Origin of the sequence: Microbulbifer hydrolyticus (assembly GCF_009931115.1) — a bacterium.
In the GTDB taxonomy this organism is placed as follows: domain Bacteria; phylum Pseudomonadota; class Gammaproteobacteria; order Pseudomonadales; family Cellvibrionaceae; genus Microbulbifer; species Microbulbifer hydrolyticus.
Genome location: NZ_CP047491.1, coordinates 3,104,969 through 3,131,519 on the forward strand (window position 1 = coordinate 3,104,969; position 26,551 = coordinate 3,131,519).

25 protein-coding genes and 1 riboswitch are annotated in these 26,551 nt (G+C 57.4%); of the genes, 8 read left to right on the forward strand and 17 right to left on the reverse strand.

Annotation, left to right across the window (positions count from 1 at the left end):
• Positions 1–14 precede the first annotated feature (14 nt).
• The 5 genes from GTQ55_RS13335 to mpl form a co-directional block, all read right to left on the reverse strand.
• Positions 15–560, reverse strand: a complete 546-nt coding sequence (locus GTQ55_RS13335) for a lipase family alpha/beta hydrolase (RefSeq protein WP_237567677.1) — start codon at positions 558–560, stop codon at positions 15–17.
• Positions 561–810: 250 nt separating this feature from the next.
• Positions 811–3,417, reverse strand: a complete 2,607-nt coding sequence (locus GTQ55_RS13340) for an efflux RND transporter permease subunit (protein WP_161859184.1) — start codon at positions 3,415–3,417, stop codon at positions 811–813.
• Positions 3,418–3,478: 61 nt separating this feature from the next.
• Positions 3,479–3,751: an Rdx family protein gene (locus GTQ55_RS13345; RefSeq protein ID WP_161859185.1), complete on the reverse strand. Its 273-nt coding sequence runs from the start codon at positions 3,749–3,751 to the stop codon at positions 3,479–3,481.
• A 23-nt stretch (positions 3,752–3,774) separates the two neighbouring features.
• Positions 3,775–4,356 (reverse strand): flavin prenyltransferase UbiX, encoded by a 582-nt coding sequence (locus GTQ55_RS13350; RefSeq protein WP_237567929.1) that lies wholly within the window; start codon positions 4,354–4,356, stop codon positions 3,775–3,777.
• A 70-nt stretch (positions 4,357–4,426) separates the two neighbouring features.
• On the reverse strand, positions 4,427–5,809 hold the full coding sequence (mpl, locus tag GTQ55_RS13355; RefSeq protein WP_161860165.1) for a UDP-N-acetylmuramate:L-alanyl-gamma-D-glutamyl-meso-diaminopimelate ligase: 1,383 nt from the start codon (positions 5,807–5,809) through the stop codon (positions 4,427–4,429).
• A gap of 378 nt (positions 5,810–6,187) precedes the next feature.
• Between mpl and GTQ55_RS13360 the strand changes: the two genes are divergently transcribed.
• Entirely contained in the window at positions 6,188–7,456 is a 1,269-nt protein-coding gene (locus GTQ55_RS13360) for a 6-phosphofructokinase (protein WP_161859187.1), read from the forward strand.
• Positions 7,457–7,551: 95 nt separating this feature from the next.
• On the opposite strand, the gene GTQ55_RS13365 is transcribed toward GTQ55_RS13360, so the two are convergent.
• The 7 genes from GTQ55_RS13365 to GTQ55_RS13395 all read right to left on the reverse strand — a co-directional run bounded on the left by GTQ55_RS13365 (position 7,552) and on the right by GTQ55_RS13395 (position 13,669).
• Positions 7,552–8,940, reverse strand: a complete 1,389-nt coding sequence (locus tag GTQ55_RS13365) for a glutamine synthetase family protein (RefSeq protein ID WP_161859188.1) — start codon at positions 8,938–8,940, stop codon at positions 7,552–7,554.
• A 222-nt stretch (positions 8,941–9,162) separates the two neighbouring features.
• On the reverse strand, positions 9,163–9,582 hold the full coding sequence (locus GTQ55_RS13370) for a thiol-disulfide oxidoreductase DCC family protein (RefSeq protein WP_237567678.1): 420 nt from the start codon (positions 9,580–9,582) through the stop codon (positions 9,163–9,165).
• A 179-nt stretch (positions 9,583–9,761) separates the two neighbouring features.
• The gene (locus GTQ55_RS13375; RefSeq protein WP_161859190.1) at positions 9,762–10,400 is read right to left on the reverse strand and encodes an RpiB/LacA/LacB family sugar-phosphate isomerase; all 639 of its coding nucleotides are present in this window, start codon (positions 10,398–10,400) and stop codon (positions 9,762–9,764) included.
• Between the two features lie 174 nt (positions 10,401–10,574).
• Complete coding sequence (locus tag GTQ55_RS13380; RefSeq protein WP_237567930.1) at positions 10,575–11,282, reverse strand: DUF6064 family protein; 708 nt, start codon at positions 11,280–11,282, stop codon at positions 10,575–10,577.
• A gap of 11 nt (positions 11,283–11,293) precedes the next feature.
• Entirely contained in the window at positions 11,294–12,229 is a 936-nt protein-coding gene (locus GTQ55_RS13385) for an aldo/keto reductase (protein ID WP_161859191.1), read from the reverse strand.
• A gap of 29 nt (positions 12,230–12,258) precedes the next feature.
• Positions 12,259–12,678, reverse strand: coding sequence for a hypothetical protein (locus GTQ55_RS13390; RefSeq protein ID WP_161859192.1), 420 nt, complete (start codon positions 12,676–12,678; stop codon positions 12,259–12,261).
• The gene (locus GTQ55_RS13395) at positions 12,671–13,669 is read right to left on the reverse strand and encodes an LLM class flavin-dependent oxidoreductase (protein WP_161859193.1); all 999 of its coding nucleotides are present in this window, start codon (positions 13,667–13,669) and stop codon (positions 12,671–12,673) included. Before GTQ55_RS13395 ends, GTQ55_RS13390 begins: the two co-directional genes overlap by 8 nt.
• Positions 13,670–13,864: 195 nt before the next feature.
• Positions 13,865–13,979, forward strand: a riboswitch (TPP riboswitch).
• Positions 13,980–14,039: 60 nt separating this feature from the next.
• Here GTQ55_RS13395 and GTQ55_RS13400 point away from each other — a divergent pair.
• Genes GTQ55_RS13400 through GTQ55_RS13415 form a run of 4 tightly spaced genes read left to right on the forward strand, consistent with a single transcriptional unit; the run spans position 14,040 to position 18,029 of the window.
• Positions 14,040–16,178, forward strand: coding sequence for a TonB-dependent receptor (locus tag GTQ55_RS13400; protein WP_161859194.1), 2,139 nt, complete (start codon positions 14,040–14,042; stop codon positions 16,176–16,178).
• A gap of 29 nt (positions 16,179–16,207) precedes the next feature.
• Complete coding sequence (locus GTQ55_RS13405; protein WP_237567679.1) at positions 16,208–16,492, forward strand: hypothetical protein; 285 nt, start codon at positions 16,208–16,210, stop codon at positions 16,490–16,492.
• Between the two features lie 15 nt (positions 16,493–16,507).
• Positions 16,508–17,167, forward strand: a complete 660-nt coding sequence (pnuC, locus tag GTQ55_RS13410; protein ID WP_161860168.1) for a nicotinamide riboside transporter PnuC — start codon at positions 16,508–16,510, stop codon at positions 17,165–17,167.
• Positions 17,157–18,029, forward strand: a complete 873-nt coding sequence (locus GTQ55_RS13415) for a phosphotransferase (protein WP_161859195.1) — start codon at positions 17,157–17,159, stop codon at positions 18,027–18,029. The genes pnuC and GTQ55_RS13415 overlap by 11 nt, the downstream gene beginning before the upstream one ends.
• A 60-nt stretch (positions 18,030–18,089) precedes the next feature.
• Here GTQ55_RS13415 and GTQ55_RS13420 read toward each other — a convergent pair whose 3' ends face one another.
• The 4 genes from GTQ55_RS13420 to GTQ55_RS13435 all read right to left on the reverse strand — a co-directional run bounded on the left by GTQ55_RS13420 (position 18,090) and on the right by GTQ55_RS13435 (position 23,667).
• Positions 18,090–19,217, reverse strand: coding sequence for an acyltransferase family protein (locus GTQ55_RS13420; protein WP_161859196.1), 1,128 nt, complete (start codon positions 19,215–19,217; stop codon positions 18,090–18,092).
• Positions 19,218–19,564: 347 nt separating this feature from the next.
• Positions 19,565–20,758: an iron-containing alcohol dehydrogenase gene (locus tag GTQ55_RS13425; RefSeq protein ID WP_161859197.1), complete on the reverse strand. Its 1,194-nt coding sequence runs from the start codon at positions 20,756–20,758 to the stop codon at positions 19,565–19,567.
• 2 nt (positions 20,759–20,760) lie between these two features.
• Complete coding sequence (locus tag GTQ55_RS13430; RefSeq protein WP_161859198.1) at positions 20,761–22,158, reverse strand: aldehyde dehydrogenase family protein; 1,398 nt, start codon at positions 22,156–22,158, stop codon at positions 20,761–20,763.
• A 54-nt stretch (positions 22,159–22,212) separates the two neighbouring features.
• Entirely contained in the window at positions 22,213–23,667 is a 1,455-nt protein-coding gene (locus tag GTQ55_RS13435; protein WP_161859199.1) for a glutamine synthetase family protein, read from the reverse strand.
• Positions 23,668–23,878: 211 nt separating this feature from the next.
• Between GTQ55_RS13435 and ppa the strand changes: the two genes are divergently transcribed.
• The 3 genes from ppa to GTQ55_RS13450 all read left to right on the forward strand — a co-directional run bounded on the left by ppa (position 23,879) and on the right by GTQ55_RS13450 (position 25,841).
• On the forward strand, positions 23,879–24,415 hold the full coding sequence (gene ppa, locus GTQ55_RS13440; RefSeq protein ID WP_161859200.1) for an inorganic diphosphatase: 537 nt from the start codon (positions 23,879–23,881) through the stop codon (positions 24,413–24,415).
• A gap of 320 nt (positions 24,416–24,735) precedes the next feature.
• The gene (locus GTQ55_RS13445) at positions 24,736–25,344 is read left to right on the forward strand and encodes a DNA-3-methyladenine glycosylase I (protein WP_161859201.1); all 609 of its coding nucleotides are present in this window, start codon (positions 24,736–24,738) and stop codon (positions 25,342–25,344) included.
• A 35-nt stretch (positions 25,345–25,379) separates the two neighbouring features.
• On the forward strand, positions 25,380–25,841 hold the full coding sequence (locus tag GTQ55_RS13450; protein WP_202620622.1) for a GNAT family N-acetyltransferase: 462 nt from the start codon (positions 25,380–25,382) through the stop codon (positions 25,839–25,841).
• 62 nt (positions 25,842–25,903) lie between these two features.
• Here the strand turns inward: GTQ55_RS13450 and GTQ55_RS13455 are convergent, their stop codons facing one another.
• Complete coding sequence (locus GTQ55_RS13455; RefSeq protein WP_161859202.1) at positions 25,904–26,494, reverse strand: hypothetical protein; 591 nt, start codon at positions 26,492–26,494, stop codon at positions 25,904–25,906.
• Positions 26,495–26,551: the final 57 nt, after the last annotated feature.

The following is a 26,551-nucleotide window of genomic DNA, read 5'->3' on the forward strand; positions in this document are numbered from 1 at the left end:
AATGAGTGCAAAGCTCAAGGATCGTCCTTCAGCACCTCGGCCAGTTCGGCAACCACGATTTCAATGACTGCACGATTCTGCGGCACCCAGCGGTGCAGGCTGACCGGTATCTGGTAGGTTTTTCCCAGCGGCAGGCGGGAGCTGGATTGCGGCAGGATGGTGGCGTCGTAAGGGGTCCAGATGGATACCGGAGCGGCGCTTTCCAGAACCGACGTATCCCGGTTCAGGCTGCTGAGAAATTCACTGCCAATTCGCAACTGCCTGCCGCCCTTGTAAGGCAGAAAGTGGGCCCAAAAGCTGCCAAAATGGGGGCTGGAGAGGGCAATAAACTTGTGCACCCTCTCTGCACCGCCCAGCCTCTGCAGGTAGTAGCGCGCCACTATTCCACCCATACTGAAACCTACCAGGGCACAGGTCTCTCGCGCTACAGTAACCTCCTCCACCCGATCGCGCAGCTGTAAGGCCAGATGCTCCATCCCATGCCAGCCGCTGTTGGCTTTCAGGTTGATGCAGTGCGCAGTAAAGCCCGCGCTCTCAAGGGCACTCCTCATCTGCAGCATTGACTTGCCCCGGTCGAAAATCCCGGGCACAAGTACCGCAACTCGGCTTTTCCGTTTTATCGGCATACAGGCCATATTCCTTCCACGCACAGCATAAGACTAGAAGTCAGCGGCGGGGTTTGAATGCTTGAAAGCGCGCGTCTTGTCCTCGAATTCGGCATCAACCAGGCAGTTTTCGTGGACCGGAAAACAAATCGGGCCCAGGGAGTCAATCCGCGGGCCCGATTTGTCACCGAAAGCTTGCAGCCGGTCAGCTGGTGCAAGCCTCAGCAGCTGGTATCGACTTTCCCGGCGGCACATTCTCCGCCGGTTTTGGCAGCGGCTTTATCAGTACCAGTAACAGCGGCAGAAGAGTCAGCGACCCCAGCAACGCCGCAGTCATGGCCAGTGCAGTCAGCAATCCAAAATAGATCGACGGCACGAACTTGGACAGAGCCAGAATGGAGAAGCCCGCGATGATGGTGATGGCGGTATAGAACATCGCCCGCCCGATGGTTGCATGGCTGCGATGCATGGTCGCCACATAATCACCATCTTTGGCAAACTCCTCGCGGAAGCGATACAGGTAGTGGATGGCGTGATCCACACCAATCCCCACGGTAATCGCCGCAATGGTAATGGTCATCATATCCAGTGGAATATTGGCCAGTCCCATACCCCCCAACACCACACACGCTGCCAGCATATTCGGCACCAGCGCGATCACCGCCAGCCACAGCGAGCGGAACAGCACCAGAAACATCAGCAGGATACCGGCAAAAACCGCACCCAGTGTGAGGATCTGGGATTTGAACAGGCTCTGCAGCATGTTGTTGTACAGCACCAGCATCCCGGTCTGGCGGATGTTGTCAGGCGCGATACCCATTTCATTTTCCGCATAGGCATAGATGCGCTGAATAAGTTCATCCCGGCTCAGGTCGGGATCGGTTTCCATCACGCGCATCGTGATCCGTGCCTCCTGCTGCCCGGGAGACCAGTACGGATTCACCAGTACCTGATTGATCTCCTCCGGCAGGCTCTGGCGTGCCACCGCCAGCTCGAAATCATTCAGGCCACCACCGTTCAGGTCCTGCGCCACCTTGTACAGGGTGGCGAGGGATTGAACTTTGCCGATTTCCGGCTGGGCATCCAGAAAATCGTGTAACTGCTCGATCTGATTCAACCCGGCTACGGTAAACCAGTAGGCATCCGGCGCCTCACTGTCACCGCCGCTGGCGAAGGGATCATCGGACGCGAAGGGGTCCTCTGCGGCAAACGGGTCGGTCTCGTCCATTCCCGTTTCGTCGCTGCCAAAGTCCGCCGCAAACGGATCTTCCTCACCTTCGAATGCCGGCTCCGCCTGCTCCGGCTTACTCAGGACGACATCCAGGTTGATAGTGCCGCCGAGGCGCTGATCGATTACCAGCATGCCCTGGTGAATCTCGGTGGAATCGTCGAAATAATCGATAAACCGGTTTTCCACCTTGAGGCGACTGATACCCACTGCACTGATGACTGCCGCAAGCACCGCCACGCCGAGGACGAGGGCCTTATGGTTTTCTGCAAACCGGGAAAACACCTGGGTAAATGCATGGGACTTGTCCCTACCCTGACCTGCATCGCGCTTCTTCAACAGCATCAGGCTCGCGGGAATAATCAGGAACGACAACACCAGTGCCATTGTTACGCCTATGGTCATCATCCAGCCGAAGTCGATCACCGGGCGAATACCGCTCACCACCAGAGAAATGAACGCGACCATGGTGGTCAGCCCGGTGTACAGGCAGGGCTTGGCCATAAACGCCACGGTGGCGGAAGCCAGCTGAAAACGATCCCACTCCGGGTACTCGGAAAAATACTCCCGATAGCGCACGGCCAGGTGAATGGTAATCGCGAGGGTAATGATCAGCAGCAGTGCAACAAAGTTTGCGGAGATGACCGTCAAGCGCCAGTCGAGCCAGGAAAGAAAACCAAGCATCATCACCGCGGTGGTCACGCAGGTAATCAGCGGCAACAGCACCCAGCGCGGCTGGCGGAAAATGATCAACAGGGTGATGACGATGAATGCCAGGATACCCGCGCCGAACACCACCAGGTCACTTTCGATAAACGAAATCATATCCGAAGTGATCATTGTGAGACCACCCAGGAACAGCTCGGCGTTGTCATCGTACTGGGAGAGGATTGCACGGACTTCTTGCACGCGTTCCCGCGCCGCAGCCTCCTGAGCGGTTCGATGCTGCAGGTACTCTTCACTCACGACTTCCAGCCGCTGGGACTCGGCCTCGCTCAGCTCCCCTTCATTACGCTGCCGACGCAGGGCATCCCGCTCGCGCACCAGGTCAAGACCCTCCTTGTCGAGCTCGAGGTTGAGCATCATGGCGGAGGTCTCGCCGTCCGGGCTCAGGATCAACTCTTTATAAATCGGGCTTTCCAGAAACTCCTTGCGAGCAAGGTCCTTGTCGACACCCGGCGACGAAAGCGTGCGGATGCCGTCCGCCACGTCGGAGATGGAAAGTTTCGGGCTGTAGAGCAGCGGCACATTCAGAATCGACTGCACCCCGGCAACACCGTCCACCATGGCGAGCTCATCCTGCAGGCGACGCAGGGTCGCAAGAGAGTCATCGCTGAACAGGTCGCCATCCTTGTAGCGGTAGGTGACCACCAGGAAGTCACCGGAGTTATAACGCTCGGAAACCTCGCGGAAAAAGTCCAGCGAGTCGTCAGCCTCCAGGGTCAGGGAATCCGCAGATGCATCCAGTTTGAAACGCGGCAGCCCCGCAGCAGCGGCTAGAGTGAGCAATGCCACCAGCGCCAACACCATTTTCGGGTGTCCGAGCACCAGCTTTTCGTACCAGGTCTTCAAGCCCAACAACATAATCAGTTCACTTATATTCGTAATGAAACGTGTGCTCTGCACACGGTGTTTTCCAACGCGGTTATTTGTCGACGTGGCCCAGATCGCGCTCGGGGAATAGTACGTCGCGCACTTTCTGCTTGAGCTCTTTCGGACCGGGGAAGCCGCCATCGCGCTTGCGCTCCCAGATCAGCTCATCCCCCACCTTGATCTCGAAGACGCCGCCGCTACCGGGCTTGAGCGCGACCTGCTCAAGGTCCTCCGCGAAGGTGTAAAGCAGTTCCTGAGCCATCCAGGTGGCTCGCAGCATCCAGTTGCACTGTACGCAGTAGTGAATGGTGACGATTTTTTGCATAGATCTCGCCGGACGAAAACGGTTCAATACTCGCCCCAGGGGGGCAGCAGTGTCTGGTCAATACCGAGTTGGCTCAGGATTCTGGCCACCACAAAATCCACCAGGTCCTCCACCGTGCGCGGCTTCTGATAAAAGCCGGGACTGGCCGGCAGAATCACCGCACCCATACGCGTGAGCTTCAGCATATTTTCCAGGTGGATCTCTGAATAAGGTGCCTCTCGCGGCACCAGGATCAGCTGCCGGCGCTCTTTCAGCGCAACATCCGCCGCGCGCTCGATCAGGTTGTTGGAGGCCCCGCAAGCGACTGCCGACAGTGTGCCACCACTGGCCGGGCACACGACCAGACTGTTGGCGGCGCCCGTGCCGGAGGCAACTGGCGAGAACCAGTCACGCTTGCCAAACAGGGTCAACTGCCCCTCTTCCGCGCCATACAGCTCACGCAAAAATGCCTCAGTACGGCTTTCGTCCTCCGGCAGGGACACATCGGTTTCGGTGTCGATCACGATGCGTGCGGCATCCGAGAGCAATAGCCATACCCGCACTCGCGCCGCCAGCAGGCACTGCAACAGACGCAGCCCATACTGGGCACCAGAGGCACCGGTCATCGCCAGAGTTACTGTTTTGGGAAAAGTCGGCTCAGCCAAAGAGGTATCCGTATTCGCCCCGGGTAAGGGGCTATTTGCCGTATTTCTGTTCCAGCGCCTGGAGCAGGCGCTGGTGCACACCGCCGAAGCCACCATTGCTCATCACAATCACGTGACTGCCGGGGGCTGACAGCTCGAGTACGGATTCTACCGCAGCGTCGATACTGTGGAGAACCTTTGCGGGCACCGTGGAGTGGTGGACCACCTCATCCAGAGACCAGTTCATTCCCTCGGGCTGGTACCAGAGCACAAGATCCGCCCCCGCACAGGCCCGCGCAAGCTGGCCCTGATGGTGCCCCATACGCATGGTATTGGAGCGCGGCTCGATCAGGGCGATGATCTTTTCGTCCCCAACCTTGGCCCGCAAGCCGTTCAGGGTGGTCTCGATGGCCGTTGGGTGGTGGGCAAAATCGTCGTAGACACGGATCCCCTGGATATCCCCCAGACACTCCATACGGCGCTTTACGCCACCAAACTTACCCAGCGCTTCCGCCGCGGTTGCCGGCTCGACGCCAACATGGCGCGCTGCCGCCATGACCGCAAGGCCATTCTTCACGCTGTGCAGCCCGGTCTGCTGCCACTGTACGCTGGCAACCGTGCTGCCTTCCAACTGCACATCAAAGCGGCTACCGTCCGCGGCAATATTCACCGCACACCAGTCACCCAGGCGCACACCATCTTCCGTCTCCACGTCAAAGCGCTGGACCTCGCTCCAACAGCCCTGCTCCAGTACCTGTGAGACCGCGTCTTCCTGAGCTGCGACAATCAGGCCGCTGCCGGGTACGGTGCGCACCAGGTGGTGAAACTGTCGCTGGATGGCCGCCAGGTCATCGAAAATGTCCGCATGGTCAAATTCGAGATTGTTGATAATCAGGGTACGCGGGCGATAGTGGACAAACTTGGAGCGCTTGTCGAAGAACGCCGTATCGTACTCGTCCGCCTCTACCACGAAAAACGGAGTAGTCCCCAGCCGCGCGGAAACATCAAAGTTCTGGGGCACGCCGCCGATCAGGAACCCCGGGTCCATACCCGCGTAATCCAGTACCCAGGCCAACATGCTGGCCGTGGTGGTCTTGCCGTGGGTACCGGAAACCGCCAGTACCCAGCGCCCACCAAGAAAGTGATCACACAGCCACTGGGCACCGGAGGTATAGGCCAACCCCCTTTCCAGTACCGCCTCCACGGCGGGGTTCCCCCGTGACAGTGCGTTGCCAACAATCACCAGGTCCGGCGCGGGCTCCAGCTGGGCCGGGTCGTACCCCTCGGTCAACGCGATACCAGCGCGCTCCAGCTGGGTGCTCATCGGCGGATAGACGTTCGCATCCGAGCCGGTCACTTTGTGCCCCTCGGCTACGGCCAGCTGGGCCAGACTGCCCATAAAGGTTCCGCAGATACCTAGAATATGAATATGCATGCCAGTAGGGTCGCCCTGATTGGTGGAAACAAGAGTCTGTCGAAACAGGTGCCAGATGAGACCGCGCACTCACGCAATCATTCCCACCTGCTCACCTGTATTTTGGCACTTTGGATGCTCCGGCCCGCTTTTTGCTGGCCTTTTCAGGGAGAAAAGGCCGGGAACGAGGCGCCGACAGCAATTGTCGTCAAACCCCGCACACTTAGCGTCGCGCCAGCTTATCACGGGTTTTAACCACAGTAAGTGTCGAATGTCCGCAATTCCATGCAATTGCCATATGAATACATTAGACTTCGCGCCGCGTGAGGTAGCCACCAGAAGCCGCCCGCCGAGACCACGCCCACACGTGACCATTAGACGAGAAGCCATAGGATAGACATGTCGAAGAAGAACGCTTTTTACGCGCAATCCGGCGGGGTTACCGCCGTCATCAACGCCTCCGCCTGCGGTGTCATCGAGACCGCCCGCCAGCATAGCGACAAGATCGGCAATGTCTATGCCGGACTCAACGGTATCGTCGGCGCCCTCAAGGAGGAACTGATCGATGTCAGCCAGGAAAGCCGCGAAACAATTGCCGCGCTGCGTCACACGCCTTCCGGTGCCTTTGGCTCCTGTCGCTACAAACTGAAAAGCCTGGAACAGAACCGCGCAGAGTACGAGCGACTGATCGAGGTGTTCAAGGCGCACAATATCGGCTACTTCTTCTATAACGGCGGCGGCGATTCGGCCGACACCTGCCTCAAGATTTCCCAGCTGTCGGAGAAGATGGGCTACCCCATCCAGGCCATCCACATCCCCAAGACCGTGGACAATGACCTGCCGTTCACCGACAACTGCCCGGGCTTTGGCTCAGTGGCAAAATATGTCGCGGTATCCACCAGGGAAGCCGCTCTGGATGTGGCCTCCATGTGCGCCACGTCCACCAAGGTTTTCATTGTCGAAGTGATGGGACGCCACGCGGGCTGGATTGCCGCCGCCGGCGCCCTTGCCCAGGAGCAGGAAGGTGATGCCCCGCATATCATCCTGCTGCCGGAAGTCGCCTTCGATAAAGACAAGTTCCTGAAGAAGGTGCAACAGACCGTCGACGACAAAGGCTACTGCGTGATCGTTGCCTCCGAAGGCGCCCAGTACGAAGATGGCACTTTCCTCGCTGACGCGGGCAGTGTCGATGCCTTCGGCCACAAGCAGCTGGGCGGCGTAGCGCCGACCCTCGCGCAAATGGTCAAGGACGAGCTGGGCTTCAAATACCACTGGGCCCTGGCCGACTACCTGCAGCGTGCCGCGCGCCATATTGCTTCCGCCACCGATGTGGAGCAGGCGTACGCCGTGGGCAAGGCCGCAGTAGAAGCGGCAGTTGCCGGCAAGAACGCAATCATGCCCACAATCGAGCGCAACGGCAGCACAACCGCCGACTACAGCTGGAGCATCGGTGAAGCGCCGCTGTCCGAGGTGGCCAACGTCGAGAAGTTTATGCCCGAGGAATTCATCTCCGAGGATGGCTTCGGTATCACTCAGGCTGCCCGCGACTACCTCGAGCCGCTGATTCAGGGCGAAGATTACCCGCCATATAAAAACGGGATCCCGCAGTACGCGCGCCTGAAGAAAGTACTGGTCGAGAAGAAGCTGAAAGACGGCTTCGACGTGTAATCACGGCAGCGCAACCAAAAAAAGGCCCCCACCCGTTCCCGGGTGGGGGCCTTTTTTGTTTCCACTGCGGTTGCCTCCCGCACGGACAGGGTGAACTAAACGTTCAGCAACAGGTGCTGCCGCTCCCAGGGCGAAATTTCCCGGTGAAACAGCCGCATTTCTTCATTTTTTACCGCCGCGTAAAGCTGGCAGAAATCCTCTCCGAGCGCATCGCGAACCTCCCCGGCGGCCTCAAAAATACGCAACGCCTCATCAAAGGTACCCGGGATATAAAAGCTGGACTCCTGCTCTTCATCCAGTTCCGATGCCGCCGGTGCGCTGGGCTCCACACCATTCAGCATACCCAGGTAACCACAGACCAGACTGGCGGCGATGGCCAGGTAGGGGTTTGCGTCCACTCCGACCACGCGATTTTCCAGACGGCGATCCTGGACGCCGGAATTGGGCACGCGCAATCCCGTGGCCCGATTGTCGTAGCCCCATCCGGTATTGGTTGGTGCACTGGAATTGTCGGCTCCTTCAAATCGGCGATAAGAATTCACGTTGGGCGCGATAAACGGCATGATTTCCCGTAGGTGCTTCTGGGTACCGCCGATAAAGTAACGGAACAGGTCCGAGGCACTGCCGTCATCCGCGGAAAAGATATTTTTACCACTGGCAATATCCACCACACTCTGGTGAATATGCATGGCACTGCCGGGCTGGTCGCGCATGGGCTTGGCCATAAAGGTCGCGAACATACCGTTTTTCAGCGCCGCTTCGCGAATGATGCGCTTGAAATAAAAAACCTGATCGGCAAGTAGGAGCGGGTCACCGTGAGTCAGATTGAACTCCACCTGCCCGGCACCGTCCTCCTGGATGACAGAATCAATATGCAAACCGGCGGCTTCTGCGTACTCGTAAATCGTGTCGATTACCGGGCCATATTCATCGATAGCGGTCATCGAATAGGACTGCAACGAATTCCCCGAACGACCACTGCGGCCAATCGGCGGCTGAATGGGTTCATTGGGGTCAATGTTTGGCCGGGTTAGGTAGAACTCCAGTTCCGGCGCCACGATCGGCTGCCAGCCCTTGTCCCGGTACATTCCGATCACCCGCTTCAGCACATTACGCGGTGCGCAGGAAATGGGATTGCCATCGAGATCCTGCAGGTCGTGAATAATCTGCAGCGCTGGCGTTTTCGCCCAAGGCACCGCCATCGCGGTGGACATGTCAGGCACCAGTGCCATATCGCTTTCCGCCCACTGGTTTTCAATGTCCATTTCCACATCCTGGCCGGTAATGGTCTGGTAAAAAATGGAAATAGGTAAAAAGATCGGCGTTTGCGGGGAAAACTTGCTAAGTGGCATCGCCTTGCCGCGGGACATACCATTCAGGTCCGGGACAATGCACTCTACCTCGTCCAGGCGGCGACCATTCAGGTATTTCAGGAAGGCTTCGGGCAGGGTATCCAGCCAGGAAGTTACATCGGGCTGAGTCATGCAGGCTCCGGAAAATTGGATTGGGACTCGCAGTGTAAAGGAAACGGCAAGCGGGAAGAACGCATCTTTTCAGACAATACGTGTGCGCGTTCTTCGCGAAGGCACACTGACACCTGAGAGTGCCACATGCGTTGCCAGGTGATCCGTTTCTTTTTAAGAGAGCATGCAAACTGGCACATCGACGTACATGCAATGGCAATGGTTAGCCAACAGAGGGGCCAGCTATTCATGAGTGACCCTGTCGTTTGCCGCCTTTTTTGTCAAAAAGCGTTGCTCGTCTGCTTTATCGGGTACAACGCAAACATCACGTTTACCGAACAGACGATAACGATTGCGCGCAACGCGATCGTAAACCCAGTCCCGCACAGGGCGAGGGATCAGGCGGAAACAGCCCAGTATCGGCCAGGGGAAGGGGAGCTGTTTGATGATGCGCAGCAGCCCATCGGACTTTCCAAACACCTGATTGCCCTCGACCAGGAGCATGGTTTCATATTGATCCAGTGGCAACCCGAAAAAAGATAGGATCGCCTGCCCTTCCTCCGACTGCACGGTGGCCAGCTTGAATCGACATTCGCAGTCGAACCTCAACAGGAAGCGCGCCCAGGCGGAGCACAGACGGCAAACACCATCAAACAGAACCACCCGATCTCCCTCCTGGAGGTAGGGTGCAAGATCTTCCTCATTTCCACTCGACATATAACGCGCATTCCTGATCAAACAACACCGCATTTGTCGAAGCACTTTAAACAAAAAGACCGCTCCGGATAACCCGGGCGGCCTTTCTGTTCAGCGCGTATTCTATGCACTCACTACTGTTTCACTCAGGAGTCCAGCACACTGCGAACGAAGTCGGTCAGTTCCTGATCCTGGCTGTTCTCGAAGAAACAGGCCTGGAAGCGCTCGCCGGACACTGCGGTTTTCACCAGTTCAGGATCGATCGCCTTGAGGCCGTCGAGGTAACTTTTCGCAGTAGCTTCCTTGATATGGTTGAGAATACCAGCGTTGGCTACCTGGGACTCTTTGCGCTCTGGCGGATATCCCTGGCCTTTATCACCGGTAAAGGCTTTCTCGAAGATGTAGCGGATATTTAGCTCCGCACCCCAGCCAAAGCCCTTGGCATAAGGGATTGCCAGCGCATTGCCGTTATTGATCTGGGCGAACAGGTAGGCGTCGGCAGGATCTATACAGTAACCACAGTTCACGCCCGGGTAGGCATTCAGGGACATCAGCGCGCCCTGGCCGGTGCCACAACCACTCACAACAAAATCTACGGCCTTCGAGTTCAGCAGCAGGCTACCCATGATACCCAGGTGGATGTACGTCAGGCGGTGGTCGTTGTCGTCGCTCATACCGGTGTTGTATACGGTGTGGCCCAGCTCGCCGGCGACATGTTGCAGCTCTTTCAGCACGATGGCGTTCTTGGATGCCTGACTGAATTCGTTCATCAGTGCGATTTTCATGAATCGGTCTCCTGTTGCCCTGCGGCGCAGGGGACGGAAAGTATTTCGCCACCGAGGCTGTACGATTTTCATACCAGCCGAGTTCGGTGCGGCTTGTTATCTGTCCGCGCATTATAAGTGTTTGGCCGATTATTAAAACCGGTCAGGCAGGTTTGACACACTGGCGACGGGAGATCAGCGGGCAGTACGCGGGCGATAGCTGGCAACGCTCCCGGTAACCGCCACAGCCACAATCACCAGCAGTGCCGGATACCATGCAGCCCCAAGCACCTTGAGGGTCAAGGCGGATACGCACAACCAGAGTGTCGGCACCAGTGCGGTGAACCACAATGCGCTCCCCCTGAATCCAACAAGCAGCAATCCAAGGGTGACCGCAGCAGTGGGATCAGGGTGCAAACCGAATACCTCTACCGCCGGCCAGCCGTTGCCCATCGCCACTCCCAGTAAAGGGAAGCCAAGCAGGCCACACAGCGCGATCAACAATCCCGCCTGTACCGAAGGGGTCAAGAGCGTGCGGAGCAGCGCTGTGCGCCAATCAGCTCCTGTATCTCGCTCCAAAGCTGTCCCCCACCCGGTCACGGCCAGTAACAGCAGGAGCAAGCCCTGACACAACCATATCCAGCAGATATGGGTACCCGCCCAGTTCAGACCGGAATATCGCTGGGCAAAAAACGCCACCCCGACAAAAGCCCAAAGCGGCGCGAGCAACCCGAGGGCGATCCGCACCCTACCCGTCAGTGACAGGAACAACGCCAGGAATCCCACCAGCAAGGTGACAGACTGCAGTGGCCAAAAGGCTTCCCCCATTCGCGCCAGCAGACGAAAGTACACGTCTGCGGTGAAAGGGATAAAGTCCTGCAGGCTGTAGCTGGCCAGGTCCATCACGGGCACGCTCACAGGGACTCGATAAAGCTGACCATCTGGCGACGGGCGGCAGCATCGGGCATGGAGCCGGTGCCCGCCTGCATGTTTTCGTTCATGTGCGCCACTTGGGACGTGGCCGGGATGGCACAGTTTACGGCGGGATGGCTGACAATAAATTTGAGCAGGAAGTCCGCCCAGGTGCGACACCCGAATTCTTTCTTCGCCCACTCGGGCACCTGCTCCCCCCTGCGCTTCAGTCCCTTGATCAGGCTGCCGCCGTCGTATGGCCTATTGGCAATCACCGCAATCCCTTTTTCCCGCGCCAGGGGCAACAGTCGCTGCTCGGCTTCGCGATGGGTAATGTTGTAGGTGAGCTGACAGAAATCGACTTCTTCGTTCGCCAGTATCTGCTCGAACTCGGAATGACGGCGCCCGTGGGAAGTGGTAATCCCCACATAGCGGAGGTCTCCGGCTGCTTTCATCTCCCGCAATACCGCAAGATGATCGCGCCAGTCGTCGAGATTGTGCACCTGAACCAGGTCGAACTTATCCACACCCCAGCGACGGGCAAGACTCGCGATCTGCTCCCGGGTACTGCCCCCCGCCGGGCTCCAGACTTTTTCCGCAGAAAACAGCGATTCAGGTTTCCCCAGCTGTTTCAGCGCATAACCGATGGTATCCGCAGCGGAACCATACATAGGAGAGGAATCGATCAGGCCGCCGCCGTGGGCAAAGAACGCCTTGACCACCTGCGTGCGCGCGGCGAGCAACTGCGGATCGTCGCCGACATTGAAGGTGCGCCAGGTCCCCATCCCGATAAGCGGCAACGCTTCGCCGCTGTCCGGGATCGGTTTTGCAATCAGAGTGCTCGCCTGTGCATTCGCCTGCCCAGGCAACCCCCAGATACAGGCAGTTCCCGCGGCAAGCAACTTGAGAAAATGTCTGCGCAGATAGCGACCATCCATGGCTTTCTTCCGTCATTCAGTTTGTCGTTTCAGGTCGACGATTCAGGTAATCGGCGCGCCCGGAATGCCCCTGGACGCATCAGCGCCGTGACAAGGATCAGTATAAAACAGCCCAATACGAACACCTTGTTGACGAACCAGTTGGTTCGCCAGATGGTCCACTCGGGCGCGGACAGAAACATCGCAAGCTTGCTGACGATGATAACGATCTCGATCACCGACATGATAATGGCCAACTGCCGCGCATACGCAGCCTGCCTCAGCAGTGCCCAGCCGAGCCACAGGTGTGCCAGCGGCCACAGATCCCAATAGACATGGGTATTCCAATGTTCACCGTTACTGAGCGCATAAGCGACGGGAAACAGGTATTTGATAAACCCTGTCCACGCCGCCAGTACAAACAGAAAGTGGGCGAGAAATTCGTTCCAGCGACTTGGCAAATCAGGCATCGACCCGATCCCGCAATACTTCCGCCGCCAGCTCAAACGAACGCAAGCGCGCGCGATGATCGTAGATGGCACCGGTCACAATCAACTCGTCCACCCGGGTGCGCTCGAGGAAATGATCGATCCACGGGCCGATGGTCGCCGCAGTACCCACAGCACTTTCCGCGAGAGCCTGCGCCACCTGTGCGCGCTCGCTGGGCGAGGCGATCGTGGCCGGATCTGCCACCGGCGGTTTCAGCGGCCCCGGCGTTCCCCGGCGCAGGGCGACGAACTGCTGTTCGATCGAGGTCATCAATTTACGCCCGTCTTCATCGCTGTCGGCGGCAAAGACATTGATCGCCGCCGCCACATAAGGGGTATCGAGATGTTCGGAGGGCTGAAACTGCTCGCGATACAGATGCAGAGCCTGATCCAGCATGGCGGGGGCAAAGTGGGAGGCGAAGGCAAAGGGCAGCCCCAGCGCAGCCGCCAGCTGGGCGCTGTACAGACTGGAGCCCAGTAACCAGATGGGCACCCCCAGTCCGACACCGGGCACCGCGCGCACCCGCTGTCCGGGCTTTTCCGGGGCAAAGTAGTGCAGCAACTCACGCACATCCTGGGGAAACTGGTCCGCCGCACGCAACGGATCGCGGCGCAGTGCGGTCATGGTGGCGCCATCGGTGCCTGGTGCTCGCCCCAAACCCAGGTCCACCCGATCAGGATAGAGCGCCGCCAGGGTACCGAACTGCTCCGCAATCACCAGCGGGGCATGATTCGGCAGCATCACGCCGCCGGCGGCCACGCGGATTTTTTCCGTGCCCGCGGCGATATACCCCAGCGCCACCGCCGTGGCAGCACTGGCAACCCCGGCCATATTGTGGTGTTCCGCCATCCAGAACCGATGGTACCCCTGAGCTTCCGCATGCTGGGCCAGATCGCGGGAATTCTGCAATGCCTGGCGGGCACTGCCAGTGTCGGTGATGGGAGAAAGATCCAATAGAGAGTAGGCGCGCACATCGGCTCCTTACTTTTGGTATATGTTTCAATTTCTCGAGACTAGCTTCTACAAGCTCTGCAAACCATGGTATGACGCAATGTGAACGACAGAAAGTAGGCTGTCGCTTGGACCGCGGGTTTCAGTTTCCGACCCCAGCGTCATCTGGTACCATCGCGCTCGCAACGGCATTGGCAACAGCAGTAGCCAATTGCAGCAACACCTAAGGGGTGGCCTCGGCCTGAGATGCCGCCGGATCGAAAGATCCCGCGCGCAAACCCTTGAACCTGATCCGGTTAATACCGGCGTAGGAATAGGTAGTCCTTAACTAGCCCTCCTTTTCACGTCGCACACCGGGTCTCTCACAGCGTTTTTTACGAGAGAGAGAGCCATGAACTCCAAGCACTGCAGCAAACCATTAGCCCGCTGGATCGATCTGATCACCTGTTCCGCCGCACTTTTTGCCCCTGTCGCAATGGCAGAGACCGCGCTAGAAGAAGTGGTGGTGACCAGCCAGCTGCGCGAAGCAGCGCAACTGGATACCTCCACCAGTGTCAGTGTATTGGACAGTGCCATTATTGAGGCCCGCGGCGCCACCAATCTGGAACAATTGCTGAACCTGGCGCCCAACGTGAATTTCTCCGCCGGAGCTTCCCGCGGCCGCTTCGTGCAGATCCGCGGTATCGGTGAGCGCAGCCAGTTTATCGACCCGGTGAATCCGTCCGTAGGTCTGCTGATTGACGGCATCGACTTTACCGGCCTTGGCCTCGCTGCCAGCACCCTGGATATTGATCAGGTGGAAATCCTGCGTGGCCCCCAGGGCACGGTGTACGGAGCCAATGCCCTCGCCGGCCTGATCACCATGACGAGCAATGCGCCCAGCGAATCCGCGTTTGCCAAGGTCTCAGCAGAAGTGGCGGAATACGGCAGCCATACCCTGTCTGCGGTCAGTAGCGGTCCCCTTACCGACAAGCTCAGTTACCGGGTCGCGGCACAAAACCAGCAGTCCGATGGCTATGTGCAAAACCGACACCTGGGCCGCGACGACACCAACAATATTGATGAATCCGTTGTGCGCGGCAAACTGCGCTACCAGGCGAGTGACGACCTGCACCTGGATTTCTCCCTGCTGCACCTGAATATCGACAATGGCTACGATGCCTTTACCCTGGACAACTCCCGCAACACCCTGTCCGACGCACCGGGATGGGACCGACAGGACACCCTTGCCGGTGCCGTGAGCGGGCTGTGGTCTGGCAGCGACTTGTTCAGCGTAAAATCCGTGCTCAGCGTGGCCAATTCCGACACCGAATATGGTTATGACGAAGACTGGGTTTACGCCGGTTTTCATCCGTGGGAGTACATGTCTACCGATAACTACCTGCGCGACAGAGACAATGTGAGTGTGGATGTGCGCTTTATTTCCACAGAGCAATCACGCTTGTTTGCTGGCAGCACCAGCTGGGTGGCAGGTATCTATGTGCGCAGCGAAGAAGAAGCGCTTGAGCGCAACCAAAGTTTCAACAGTCAGTTCGATACAGAAAACACGGCGCTTTACGGGCAGTTAAACACGGTACTGAGTGATCGCGTCACCGTGATCACCGGCCTGCGTTTCGAGCAACGCGCTGCGGATTACAGCGATTCCCTGGCCGTGTCCAGCAACACCGACGAAGATCTGTGGGGCGGTAATCTCACGCTGGAATACAGCACAGCCGACAACACGCTGCTTTACGCTACCGTATCCCGCGGCTACAAGGCGGGCGGCGTAAACGGGCGTATTATTTCCGCCTCCGCCGGCAACCCGCAGATCGGCAGCGATGTGTTCACTTTCGATACCGAACGTATGCTCAACTACGAGCTGGGGGTCAAAGGTAGCTGGTTCGAAGACCGCCTGCAGGCGCAGGTCGCCGCGTTCTATCAGGACCGCAGCGATGTTCAGGCCAAACAGTCCATCTTCAACCCCGATGACTTTTCCTTTGACGACTTCCTCGCCAATGCCGCCGGCGGCACCGGTACCGGCCTGGAACTGGAAACCAGCTATCAGGCCAGTGACACCCTTCGCCTGTTCGCATCGGCCGGCTGGCTGAACACGGAGTTCGACGATTTCATCAGCACTTCCCATGTGGACGCCCGCAATGACTATACCGGCGAAGTGACGCCGCTCGCTCTCGACGGCCGCGATCTGGCCCACGCACCCAACTATCAGTTCTTCACCGGCGCCGAATACGCAATCACCGCAAATCTGGTGGCGCGACTGGAGCTGGAAGGCAAAGACGACTTCTACTTTTCCAACAGCCACAACGAGAAGTCCACAGCCTATGAGCTGGTCAACGCACGCCTGACCTATCGCGGCGACGACTGGAATATCGCGCTGTGGGGAAGAAATCTCACCGACAAAACGATTTATACGCGGGGTTTCTATTTCAGTAACCAGTTCGGCAACAACCCGGCCAAAGACTATGCCCCGGAAGCCTATTATCAGCTGGGTGAGCCCCGTGTCGCCGGTGTTTCCGCAAGCTATACTTTCTGATTTCCGAAAAAGAACCGGAGCCGAATACGATGGAAACCGCCACTGAACCCACCCTGAAACTGTCCGTGGACATCAGTATGTACCCGCTGCAGGAGGAATACCTGCCGGCGATCAAGGACTTTATCGAGCGCCTGCACAACCATCCGGAGCTGCAGGTCATCAGCAATACCATGAGTACCCAGGTATTCGGCGATTACGATCCGTTGATGGACATGCTGAAGACAGAAATCCGCACTTCCTACGAGCAGTTCGGACGCGCGATTTTCGTGTGTAAATTTATCGATGGCGACCTTAACCCCAGCCTCGGCGTGTAACGGCGGAGTGCAATGATGTTCAGTCCCCAAGTGCGCGAAGCCATCACTACGTCACTCGCGGCCATGTCTCTGTGGGAAGTGGCCGCTGTAGTACTCGCGCTCGCCTACCTGTTACTGGCCATGCGGGAAAACATCCTGTGCTGGTACGCGGCGTTTGCCAGCACCGCTATCTACCTGTTCCTGTTCTGGGATGTCAGCCTGTTGATGGAGTCTGCATTGCAGATCTTTTACCTGCTGATCGCGGTTTACGGCTGGTGGCAGTGGCGAAACCGCACGGGTAGTGGGGAGCCCCTGCATATCCACCGCTGGCCCCTGCAAAGGCATCTGCTCGCCTTCACGGGGATCGGTATTCTCACATTGACGGTCGGCTATCTTCTGGACAATTACACCAGCGCCGCACTGCCCTATCTTGATTCCTTTACAACCTGGGGTGCCGTCGTCACCACCTATATGGTTACGCGCAAGGTACTGGAAAACTGGCTTTACTGGATCGTAATCGACGGCGCCGCGATTTACCTCTATATCGATCGAGAACTGTATCTCACCGCGCTTTTGTTTGTTTTGTACGTAATTCTGGTAATCGTTGGTTTCTTCCAGTGGTCAAGCCTTTATCGAAAACAATCCGGCAACCACACACACCGAGTACCAGCTGTAAATGACGCCCATGCCGGCTGAAGTTTTTCCCGATGACTGGCATCGCTGGAGTGCTGATCAGCCAGTATTGATCCGGCCGCTGACCCGTGGCCTGACAAACCGTAGTTATCTGTTGGCGACGAAGGATACGAGAGTGGTACTGCGCTGGAACTCGCAGATCAGTGCGGAACTCGACCTCGACCGCCGGGCCGAAGAGCAGGTACTGTACCGGGCAGACAAGGCAATGCTGGGTGCACCACTAATCCACTGTGACCCGGATTACCGCTATCTGGTTACCGGGTTTATCGAAGGTCAACCATGGGACACGCGGCGCTCTGGTACCGAAACCGCATTGACACAACTCGCACGGCTAACGAGGAACATTCATCAGCTACCGGTGATCAGCGCGCGGCTGGATATTCACCGCAAGGTATCCAGCTACTGGCAATCCATACCAGCCGATGTAAAGCACTTCCGGCGACTGACGCTACTGGACCAAAAAGCTCGCCCACACATCCACGCCGCTGAAACCATGAACAGCAACGATGTGCTCTGCCATAATGACTTGCAGGCAGCGAACCTGATCAGCGGGAAGGACGGAAAACTTTATGCGATCGACTGGGAGTATGCCGCCACCGGAGACCCTTTTTATGACCTTGCGGTGATTACTGAAGAACACCAGCTGCGCGACGAGGAACTGCAGCAGTTTCTCGCCGAATACCTGCAGCGCCCCCCGTCGGGTATGGACCTGAAGCGCCTGGCCCACTGGAGAATCATCTACGTCTATTTATCGATACTCTGGTACGCAATACAGCACGCCAAAGGCAACCTGCCCGATATTGACCTCGACGCCACGATCACAGCGCAAGGCCAATATCTATCCACGTTGCTCGCAGGTTTTTGATGTGCGAGATACTTTCCTGCCTACATAGTCGAAGTAAACAAACTTCGACCAAATAGCGTCTCACACCTTGATAGAACTACCCGCCCGGTTAGTACCCGCCGCGCCGGAACCGTAGTTCAACTTGCCGTTAAACAGCAAAGACGTCAGTTTGAACCTCTTCACGACGGCAAAGTGAAATAGCATTCCTCCCAGACAAGCACCTACCGCTGACAGCAACATCCTGGCATCCATCGGCATACCTATTCTTTGGAGAACAAACAACAGGAAAGCCACTATGACAAAGTGCACGACATATACCGTGTATGCGGACTGAGCCATTGCTCTGACAATCCAAAAATCCTTATCCAGGAAGCGCGCCCCGAATGCGCAGAGGAAAATAGATAACAGGATAGCGAGCAGGTACTCGTAGATGATTGCAAAAAACTCGATGAAGTGCAGTTCCACACCAGCACCCCGGTAATAATCCTCGACAAGACTCAGCACCACCGACCCGGCGATACAAACCAGCGCCACAAGACCCCAGGTGATATACCCGCTGTTAAATTTCTCGTAAACATCCCGCCAAAGGAACATAAATACGCCCAAAAGGAAGTACGGAAAATGCTGAACTGAAATCAAAATGAATAGGCCAACCAGGTGGATATAGGGGATATCCCACATGAAGCTCGGGAGAATTACTTTGTACGAAAGTGCACATACAACTACAACCGCAGCAAACAGCACAATTCGGGCGGAATTCTCCGGCATAAATTTTGTCAGCCAGCCCACAGATGCTTTCGAAAAACGTACGGTATAAGTCAACACCAGCGTGTACGCCAGCAGGGAAAACAAAAACCAGGCGTGGTACATCCAGAACATCTTGAAGTCTTTACCCGTATTCACTTCACTGTAATATGATGCCATCCACTCGGCAGTAAACGGGGCCAACAGTATGACGCATACCAGAGCGGGAACCGTCAGCATTACCAGCCGCCCCTTCAGGAAAGGAAGCGTTCCCTTACGCTCAATCAATGCCACAGAAAAATAGCCCGATATAAGAAAAAAACAGGCCATTCTGAACGCACCGGATGCATCTCTTACAAAATCGTAATCGCCTGCACCTGCGTCTGCATGTGCTGAACGATAAAAAACCCCGATAAAGAGTGCAAAAGCCCTGAGAAAATCCAGGTGGTATAAGCGACGTTCCATGTCTCCCCCAAAATAACAGCTTAAAAAATAGTGCGACAAGACGCACGTGATCGCGCCAATTCTATAGAAACATCCACATAAAACAGCAACCTGAACCGCATCTTGCCCCCGCAAAAGTGACTTCTGCGCCAATTTTCGGCGGCAAGCCGACCCGCGTCCCCTGAAAGCCCCCCAATGGTTTTACCACAGCCGTGGATGCACTGAATTGCATGCACAATTCCTACCAGAACGTCCAAGCTAGTGCCAGATTTGGCGGTGGGACTCTGATGCGCCACTCACAGCGGGCTCTCAAATGTAGAAATAACGGTTATTTATCCACATGGCGGGTACACGAAAGATGAAAGTGGTTACAGGTTACCCTCACAGGCACTTTCAAAAATTCGGCGGTAGGCACTGGCATCAAAGGTTATCGGGTTACTGCCAGCAGAGGGATCCACGGCGGCCATCTCACCAATTCGCTCTGCCTGTCCGGTATCGATACCGATCTCCGCCAGCGTGTGCGGTATACCCAGATCCCGCCGCAGAAAGAGTACCCAGTCGAGAATGCCGGTAAAGCCTGCACTTGGCAGGGCGAGGTAGCGCGAAAGACGGCTCATTGGCTCCTCGATAGCCTCGCGGTTTGCGCTCAATACATAGGGCATCAGGATCGCATTCAGCAACCCGTGGTGTTTGTCATAAAGTGCACCCAGTGGGTGCGCAAGGGCGTGCATCGCACCGAGGCCTCGCTGGAAGGCTGTTGCACCCATGCTCGAGGCAGTGAGCATTTGCATTCGCGCCTCGAGATCGCTTCCGTTGGCCACAGCGCGCGGCAAGTACACTTTGATCAGGCGCATCGCCTCAAGAGCTATCCCTTCTGCCATGGGGTGAAAATTGGCTGCGCAATAGGCCTCGAGATTGTGGGATAGCGCATCCATTCCCGTGGCCGCGGTGATCGGCGCTGGCAGGCCCAACGTCAACTCCGGATCGAGCACAACAATTCCCGGCAACATACGCGGATGAAAAATGATCTTTTTCAGTTTCGCTTGCTCATCGGTGATCACCGAAGAGCGCCCGACCTCCGAACCAGTGCCAGCCGTGGTAGGTACGGCGATAACCGGCACCATACCCGCAGCATTTACCTTGAGATAATTGTCTCCCACATCCTCAAACGTCCAAATGGGGTGTGTCTGCCCCACCATAAGCGCAATGGCTTTGCCCGCATCCAGTGCAGAACCACCACCAAGAGCGATAACCCCATCGCAGCCATGGGCCCTGAATACGCCGACGCCATCCTGCACATTCTCCCCCGTTGGATTGCCTTTTATGCGGCTGAATACGGCCAGTGGTACGCCGGCAACGAGGCAGTTTTCCACCACTGACTGCATAATCGGCAACGCGGCAAGGCCCGGGTCCGTCACCAGCATCGGCGTTGCCATGCCCATTTCCCGACACAGTCCGGGCAGCTCGGAAATTCGACCGGCGCCAACGCGCATCGCGGTGGGATAATTCCAGTTGGTGGTGTAGCTGGAGGTGTAGTTGGAGGTGTAGTTGGTTGCGCTCATGGTCAGCACTGCAATTTGAAATGGAAAGATTTTGGCCGCGTGAGATGTTCAAAACCGATGCCGGACAGCGTGCAACCACGGCCGGATTTTTTCACCCCTGTCCAGGCCAGTGATGGATCCAGATAATCGCAGCGGTTCAGAAACACCGTGCCGGTTTGCAGCTGCTCTCCGAGTGCCAGCGCGGCTTCCGCGTCGGCGGAATGAATCACGGCGGTCAGGCCGTATTCACTGTCGTTCATCAGCGTAACGGCCTCTGCATCGTCCGCCACCGGCATCACCCCCACCACCGGGCCAAAGGATTCCTCGCTCATCACACGCATGTCATGGTGCACATTGGTAAGCAGCTGCGGTGCCATATAGGCACTGCCACGCCGATCCAGAGAGAAGTCACCGCCGTCAATATGGGCCATTGCCCCCTGCTGCACGGCCTCATCGATCTGGTCCCGTACAAAATCCGCTGAGCTTGCACGCACAAGTGGGCCAAGTGTCGTCGCCGGGTCATCCGGACGGCCGAGGCGGTATTCACGAATCAATGCCGACGCCCGCTTTACGAATGTGTCAAACAGTGATTCGTGCACATAGATACGCTCTATACCACAACAGGACTGGCCGGAATTAAAAAAGGCCCCATCGACGGTGGAAGCCACCGCATGGTCGAGATCCGCATCCGCACGCACATAGGCCGGATCCTTGCCCCCGAGCTCCAGCCCCACCGAAAGGAAACGCCCCGCAGCGGCCGCCTCAACCGCCGCCCCCCCGGCCACAGAGCCGGTAAATGCAACGTGCTGCACACCACTGTTGATGATGATCTGCTCCGCGTCCCGGTGCCCGAGGTGCAGGTACTGGAAAACGCCCTCGGGCAGCCCCACTTCGGCAAAAGCTTCCACCAGGCGCTCGGCACACAGTGGGGTTTGCGCCGAGTGCTTCAGCAGCACACTGTTGCCGGCCAGCAATGCGGGCACTATCGCGTTGATCGCGGTGAGGTAGGGGTAATTCCACGGGGCGATGACAAAAGCCGTGCCCAGTGGCTCGCGACGGATGAAGCGTTTGAAACCGGGGATTTCCGCCGGATAAATATCGCTGAGAGGGCCATCTTCTCGCTCCGCCAGCTCCGCCATATACAGGGCGCGCTCTGCCAGGCCATCAATCTCACCCGCCGCGTAGGCGATGGGACGCCCCATCTGCCAGCAGATTTCCTCGGCCAATTCAGCCTTTTTCTGCTGCAGACCATTTACCGCCGCGCGCACCAGCGCCACCCGCTCTGCTACGGGCACCCTGCTCCAACCCTGCTGCGCCCCCTGGGCGCTGCTCAGGGCATTCTGTATTTCATAACCGGTGGCCAGCGGACGCTCCACGTAAACGCTGCCGTCAATGGGGGATAGGCACTGGAGTTTTTGCATGAATATTTCGGCTTCCTGCCATAGCACGCCCGCTCTTGTCTGGGGCGCTCCAAACTAGATAATTTCGAAGTAACGCTGCAGTTCCCAGTCGCTGATATGGCGGCGGAATTCACGCTCTTCCCACTCCCGGCTCGCGGCAAAATGCTCGACAAAGGCATCGCCGAACAGGTCCCGCGCGGCTTCGGAACGCTTCAGGTTTTGTGCCGCATCCCAAAGGGTGCGCGGCAGTGCCAGTTCTGGGGGATGCTGTTCCGCGTAGGCATTGCCCTCTACCGGCTTGCCCGGCTCCCAGCCCTGCTCCACACCGTATAGCCCGGAACCAAGCGCCACCGCGAGAGCCAGGTAGGGGTTGGCATCCGCAGCCCCCAGGCGATACTCCTGACGCTGGGACTTGTCGCTTCCAGGAATCACTCGCAGGGCCGCCGTGCGATTCTCGACGCCCCAGGTAGCATCGGTAGGCGCCCAGAAGCCAGGAATCAGGCGGCGGTAACTGTTGATACTCGGCGCCATCATACAAAGCAGTTCCGGCATCAGCCTCTGCTGCCCGGCAAGAAACTGCCGTTGCACGGCGCTCATGGAGTGGGGCTGCCCCTCGGCGTAAAACGCGGACCGGTTGTCGGCCTTGTTGCGCAGTGACAGGTGGATATGCCCGCTCTGACCGGGATATTCATTCGACCATTTGGCCATGAATGTCGCCATCAGCCCACGGCGCTCCGCCAGCACCTTGATAAACGTTTTGAACAGCGCCGCTTTGTCTGCAGCCGCCGCTGCGTTATCCACCGTGATGGCCGCTTCCAGCACACCAGGGCCGGTTTCCGTATGCAGACCCTCGATGGGGAAATCCATGCGCTCAGCCAACGCGAGAATTTCATGGTAAAGATCCGCATGCACTGAATTGCGAATCACCGAATAACCAAACCAGCCAGGTGTAAATGGTTTCAGGTCCCGGTAGCCCTTGGCACGAGCCGAATCCGGGGTTTCATCAAACAGGAAAAATTCATATTCCAGCGCGGCAAACGGCGCGAAGCCGGCCTTTTCACAGCGCTCAATCACTCGCCGCAGAAGCGCCCGGGGACAAACCGCCTCTGCCGCCCCAGCAAACTCTGCCAGGAACAACAGCATCCCGTCCTCGAACGGCACTTCACGACAGGTCTGGGGAAGAATGCGCACCGGCGCATCCGGGTAGCCGGTGTGCCAGCCGGTATAGTGTGCGTTGTCATACAGCTGGTCCTGAACATCCCAGCCCAACACCACATCACAGAAGGCAAAGCCATTGTCCAGGGCCGAAAAAAACTTCTCTCGGCTCATGTACTTGCCGCGCATCACCCCGTCGTTATCGAACAGGCCCACTTTGATATGGCTGAGCCCGCGGGCCTCAACAATGCACTTGGCATCAGCGACGGTACTGACCTCACGAGGGCTGGGGACAGAACTGCGGCTAATTGAGTCCGGGGATGACAGGGGGTTCGACGCCGCCGACGAGGGTGGCAGCTCGGTGGATTCGTCCATGCTGGGCTCCATTATTGTGACCGTCCCGTCGCCTCCAGCGGCGGGCGGAATCCTGCAATCAGCATAGTTGAGGCTACGCATGTCTGCCCGAGCGCAGAAACCGCCCCCTGATCAAGTTTTGACCGGTCACGGCGGCAGCTATGTTAGCGCACGCTCTGGGTATATAATCCGCGCTCCCGATTTTTAACCCACCATTTAGTCAGGACCCGCAATGAGCTTCGACAAGGTTTCCCCAGGCAAAGAACTGCCGAACGATATCAACGTAATCATCGAGATCCCCGCCAATCACGATCCGATCAAGTACGAAGTCGACAAGGATGCAGACGCGGTATTCGTAGACCGTTTCGTAGCTACCCCGATGTTCTACCCGGCCAACTACGGCTATGTACCCCAGACCCTGTCTGAAGACGGTGATCCCCTGGACGTACTGGTTGTTGCCCCCTACCCGGTGATGGTTGGCTCCGTAATCCGCTCCCGTGTTATCGGCGTGCTGAACATGACCGATGAGTCCGGTGTGGACGCCAAGCTGCTGGCGGTTCCGCATACCAAGCTGACCAAGCTGTACGATCACGTCAATGAAATTGGCGACCTGCCGGAGCTGCTGATCAAGCAGATCGAGCACTACTTCGAAAACTACAAAGCCCTGGAAGCGGGCAAGTGGGTGAAAGTAGACGGCTGGGCCAACGCTGACGCCGCGCGCAAAGAAGTTATGGCTTCCCGCGAGCGCTATCTGAAAGAAGAAGGCTAATAGCGCTTATCTTCTGATAGATCCTCACAGATCTGATAAAAAAGCCGGCCTTGCGCCGGTTTTTTTGTAGCTACTCGTTAGCAGCCACTAAAGCTGACCAGCAGCGCAATCGCTGACTCTGCGCCTGCCTTCTTTTCACCGGCTTTTGTTGATTCGCCGGGTGCCGCCTCGGCATATTTCCACACCACCACACCATCAGGTTGCAGGCTGATACCAACGATTGACCATTGTCAGCAGACTGCCTAACCTCTAACGCCAGTATTTGCTCCCGGGATCAGGAAGCGCTGCGAGATAAGGCTAAGTCATACAGGGAAATTGTCATGCCCAACACTATCAATGGGCCCGATGGAAAACCCCGTTGCGGGTGGTGCGCCGCCGCGCCAGAATTTTTTGAATATCACGACCGCGAGTGGGGCTTTCCAGTAAGCGACGACCGCCGCCTGTTTGAAAAGCTGTGCTTGGAAAGCTTTCAGTCCGGGCTGAGCTGGCGGACAATTCTGGCGAAGCGTGAAAACTTTCGCAAAGCGTTCTGGAATTTTGATTTCAATAAAGTAGCGCGCTTTACCGAGAAAGACGTTGAACGCCTTTTGCAGGACGAAGGCATCGTACGGCACCGCGGCAAGATCGAGGCGGTAATCAATAACGCCGAGCGTGCGAAAGAGCTGGTCGCGGAGAAGGGATCGATCGCTGCCTACGTCTGGCAGTTCGAGCCTGCAGCTGATGAACAGCTGGTACCACAGAGCGTCTCTAGCTCAGAACTCTCCACAGCCCTGTCGAAGGACCTGAAGAAGCGCGGCTGGAAATTTGTTGGCCCCACCACCGTTTATGCCTTCATGCAGGCCATGGGACTGATCAATGACCACCTGGAAGCATGTAAATCCCGCAAAGAAGTGGAACGCGCGCGCAAAGCATTCAAGCGCCCGAACTGATTCTGGCAACGAGCGCACGCAAATCCAGTGCCTGATTGCAAAACCCAAAACGCGACATCAATATGCAGCTGCAAGCCAAACTACTCTCTTCGCCCCATGAGCTTCCCGCCGTAGCCGCAGTGTTGCTGCAGCTTCGCCCCAAATATACGCTGGAGTCGCTACTCGCACAGATCGAAAAACAGCAGGTACAGGGCTATCAGCTGGCTTACGTTCGTGAAGGGGAAGGAAACCAGGTGTTATGCGTGGCGGGCTTTGTAATCAGTGAAAAACTCGCCTGGGGCAAGCATATCTATGTCGACGATCTGGTTACCGACAGCGCCCACCGCTCTGCCGGGGCCGGCAGAGTACTGATCGACTGGTTGAAACAGCACGGAAAATCCCTTGGCTGCGACCAGTTACATCTCGACTCGGGCGTACAACGATTCGCTGCACACCGGTTTTATTTACGCGAGGGTTTCGATATCACCAGCCATCACTTTGCACTCGGAGAACTCTGAGACGCCGGCCCGCAACCAGAGCGACTCGCGGCAGGCTCGGGATGACAGTTGTCCCCGGGGCGTCAGTCGTCGACTTTGAAAGTCGCGACAGTATTGAGCTTCCAATCCGGCACTTCGACCTGAACCGGCGGCACTGCCGTCCGCTCCGACTCTGCCACCAGGTTACCGCCCTCCGGCTGCAGACTCAGATGGCTCACCGACACTTGCGCAGGCTCCACCTTGCGCCGCTCATTCTCTCTCAGCAGATAGCCCTCCATGGGCGCGAGCGTGAACCCGGAACCGGCAGTCTCTTCCTGCGAAGCCTGGGGCTCGGGGCCATGGGCGGGCGTGTTTTCAGGCTCTGACACGTTCGAAATCGGCGCTTCCGGCTCTGTCCCAGGAGACGCAGAGGCTTCCGCGGCGGGTGCCACGGCCTGATGCCCTTCCGGCTTCAGGGAAGACTGCGCTCCCAGCTTGGTCAACGTAGCCTGCAACTGCTCGGCCTGTGCCTGCCCCAGACCTTTCTTGATTGCTAGCGGGCGGCCGCTAAACAGCTTTTCAACCGTATCCGGGCCGGCTTTGAACAACCGGGCAAAATTCGCTTTGACATCGGCAACGGTGTAACCCGGCTGAAGATCACCGCGAAAAATCACACTGTAGGTCGGTGCGGACATGCTGATACCTCGAACGTGTTGCCAGATTGGCTTGTTTTTATCCAGTGGTTATTCAAA

Excerpts from the sequence above, each read along its gene's own strand:
- GTQ55_RS13335 (WP_237567677.1), bottom strand. The coding sequence starts at position 560 with ATGCTGCAGATGAGGAGTGCCCTTGAGAGCGCGGGCTTTACTGCGCAC.
- GTQ55_RS13340 (WP_161859184.1), bottom strand. The coding sequence starts at position 3,417 with ATGTTGTTGGGCTTGAAGACCTGGTACGAAAAGCTGGTGCTCGGACAC.
- GTQ55_RS13345 (WP_161859185.1), bottom strand. The coding sequence starts at position 3,751 with ATGCAAAAAATCGTCACCATTCACTACTGCGTACAGTGCAACTGGATG.
- GTQ55_RS13350 (WP_237567929.1), bottom strand. The coding sequence starts at position 4,356 with ATGACCGGTGCCTCTGGTGCCCAGTATGGGCTGCGTCTGTTGCAGTGC.
- mpl (WP_161860165.1), bottom strand. The coding sequence starts at position 5,809 with ATGCATATTCATATTCTAGGTATCTGCGGAACCTTTATGGGCAGTCTG.
- GTQ55_RS13360 (WP_161859187.1), top strand. The coding sequence starts at position 6,188 with ATGTCGAAGAAGAACGCTTTTTACGCGCAATCCGGCGGGGTTACCGCC.
- GTQ55_RS13365 (WP_161859188.1), bottom strand. The coding sequence starts at position 8,940 with ATGACTCAGCCCGATGTAACTTCCTGGCTGGATACCCTGCCCGAAGCC.
- GTQ55_RS13375 (WP_161859190.1), bottom strand. The coding sequence starts at position 10,400 with ATGAAAATCGCACTGATGAACGAATTCAGTCAGGCATCCAAGAACGCC.
- GTQ55_RS13380 (WP_237567930.1), bottom strand. The coding sequence starts at position 11,282 with ATGGACCTGGCCAGCTACAGCCTGCAGGACTTTATCCCTTTCACCGCA.
- GTQ55_RS13385 (WP_161859191.1), bottom strand. The coding sequence starts at position 12,229 with ATGGATGGTCGCTATCTGCGCAGACATTTTCTCAAGTTGCTTGCCGCG.
- GTQ55_RS13390 (WP_161859192.1), bottom strand. The coding sequence starts at position 12,678 with ATGCCTGATTTGCCAAGTCGCTGGAACGAATTTCTCGCCCACTTTCTG.
- GTQ55_RS13400 (WP_161859194.1), top strand. The coding sequence starts at position 14,040 with ATGAACTCCAAGCACTGCAGCAAACCATTAGCCCGCTGGATCGATCTG.
- GTQ55_RS13405 (WP_237567679.1), top strand. The coding sequence starts at position 16,208 with ATGGAAACCGCCACTGAACCCACCCTGAAACTGTCCGTGGACATCAGT.
- pnuC (WP_161860168.1), top strand. The coding sequence starts at position 16,508 with ATGTTCAGTCCCCAAGTGCGCGAAGCCATCACTACGTCACTCGCGGCC.
- GTQ55_RS13415 (WP_161859195.1), top strand. The coding sequence starts at position 17,157 with ATGCCGGCTGAAGTTTTTCCCGATGACTGGCATCGCTGGAGTGCTGAT.
- GTQ55_RS13420 (WP_161859196.1), bottom strand. The coding sequence starts at position 19,217 with ATGGAACGTCGCTTATACCACCTGGATTTTCTCAGGGCTTTTGCACTC.
- GTQ55_RS13425 (WP_161859197.1), bottom strand. The coding sequence starts at position 20,758 with ATGAGCGCAACCAACTACACCTCCAACTACACCTCCAGCTACACCACC.
- GTQ55_RS13430 (WP_161859198.1), bottom strand. The coding sequence starts at position 22,158 with ATGCAAAAACTCCAGTGCCTATCCCCCATTGACGGCAGCGTTTACGTG.
- GTQ55_RS13435 (WP_161859199.1), bottom strand. The coding sequence starts at position 23,667 with ATGGACGAATCCACCGAGCTGCCACCCTCGTCGGCGGCGTCGAACCCC.
- ppa (WP_161859200.1), top strand. The coding sequence starts at position 23,879 with ATGAGCTTCGACAAGGTTTCCCCAGGCAAAGAACTGCCGAACGATATC.
- GTQ55_RS13445 (WP_161859201.1), top strand. The coding sequence starts at position 24,736 with ATGCCCAACACTATCAATGGGCCCGATGGAAAACCCCGTTGCGGGTGG.
- GTQ55_RS13455 (WP_161859202.1), bottom strand. The coding sequence starts at position 26,494 with ATGTCCGCACCGACCTACAGTGTGATTTTTCGCGGTGATCTTCAGCCG.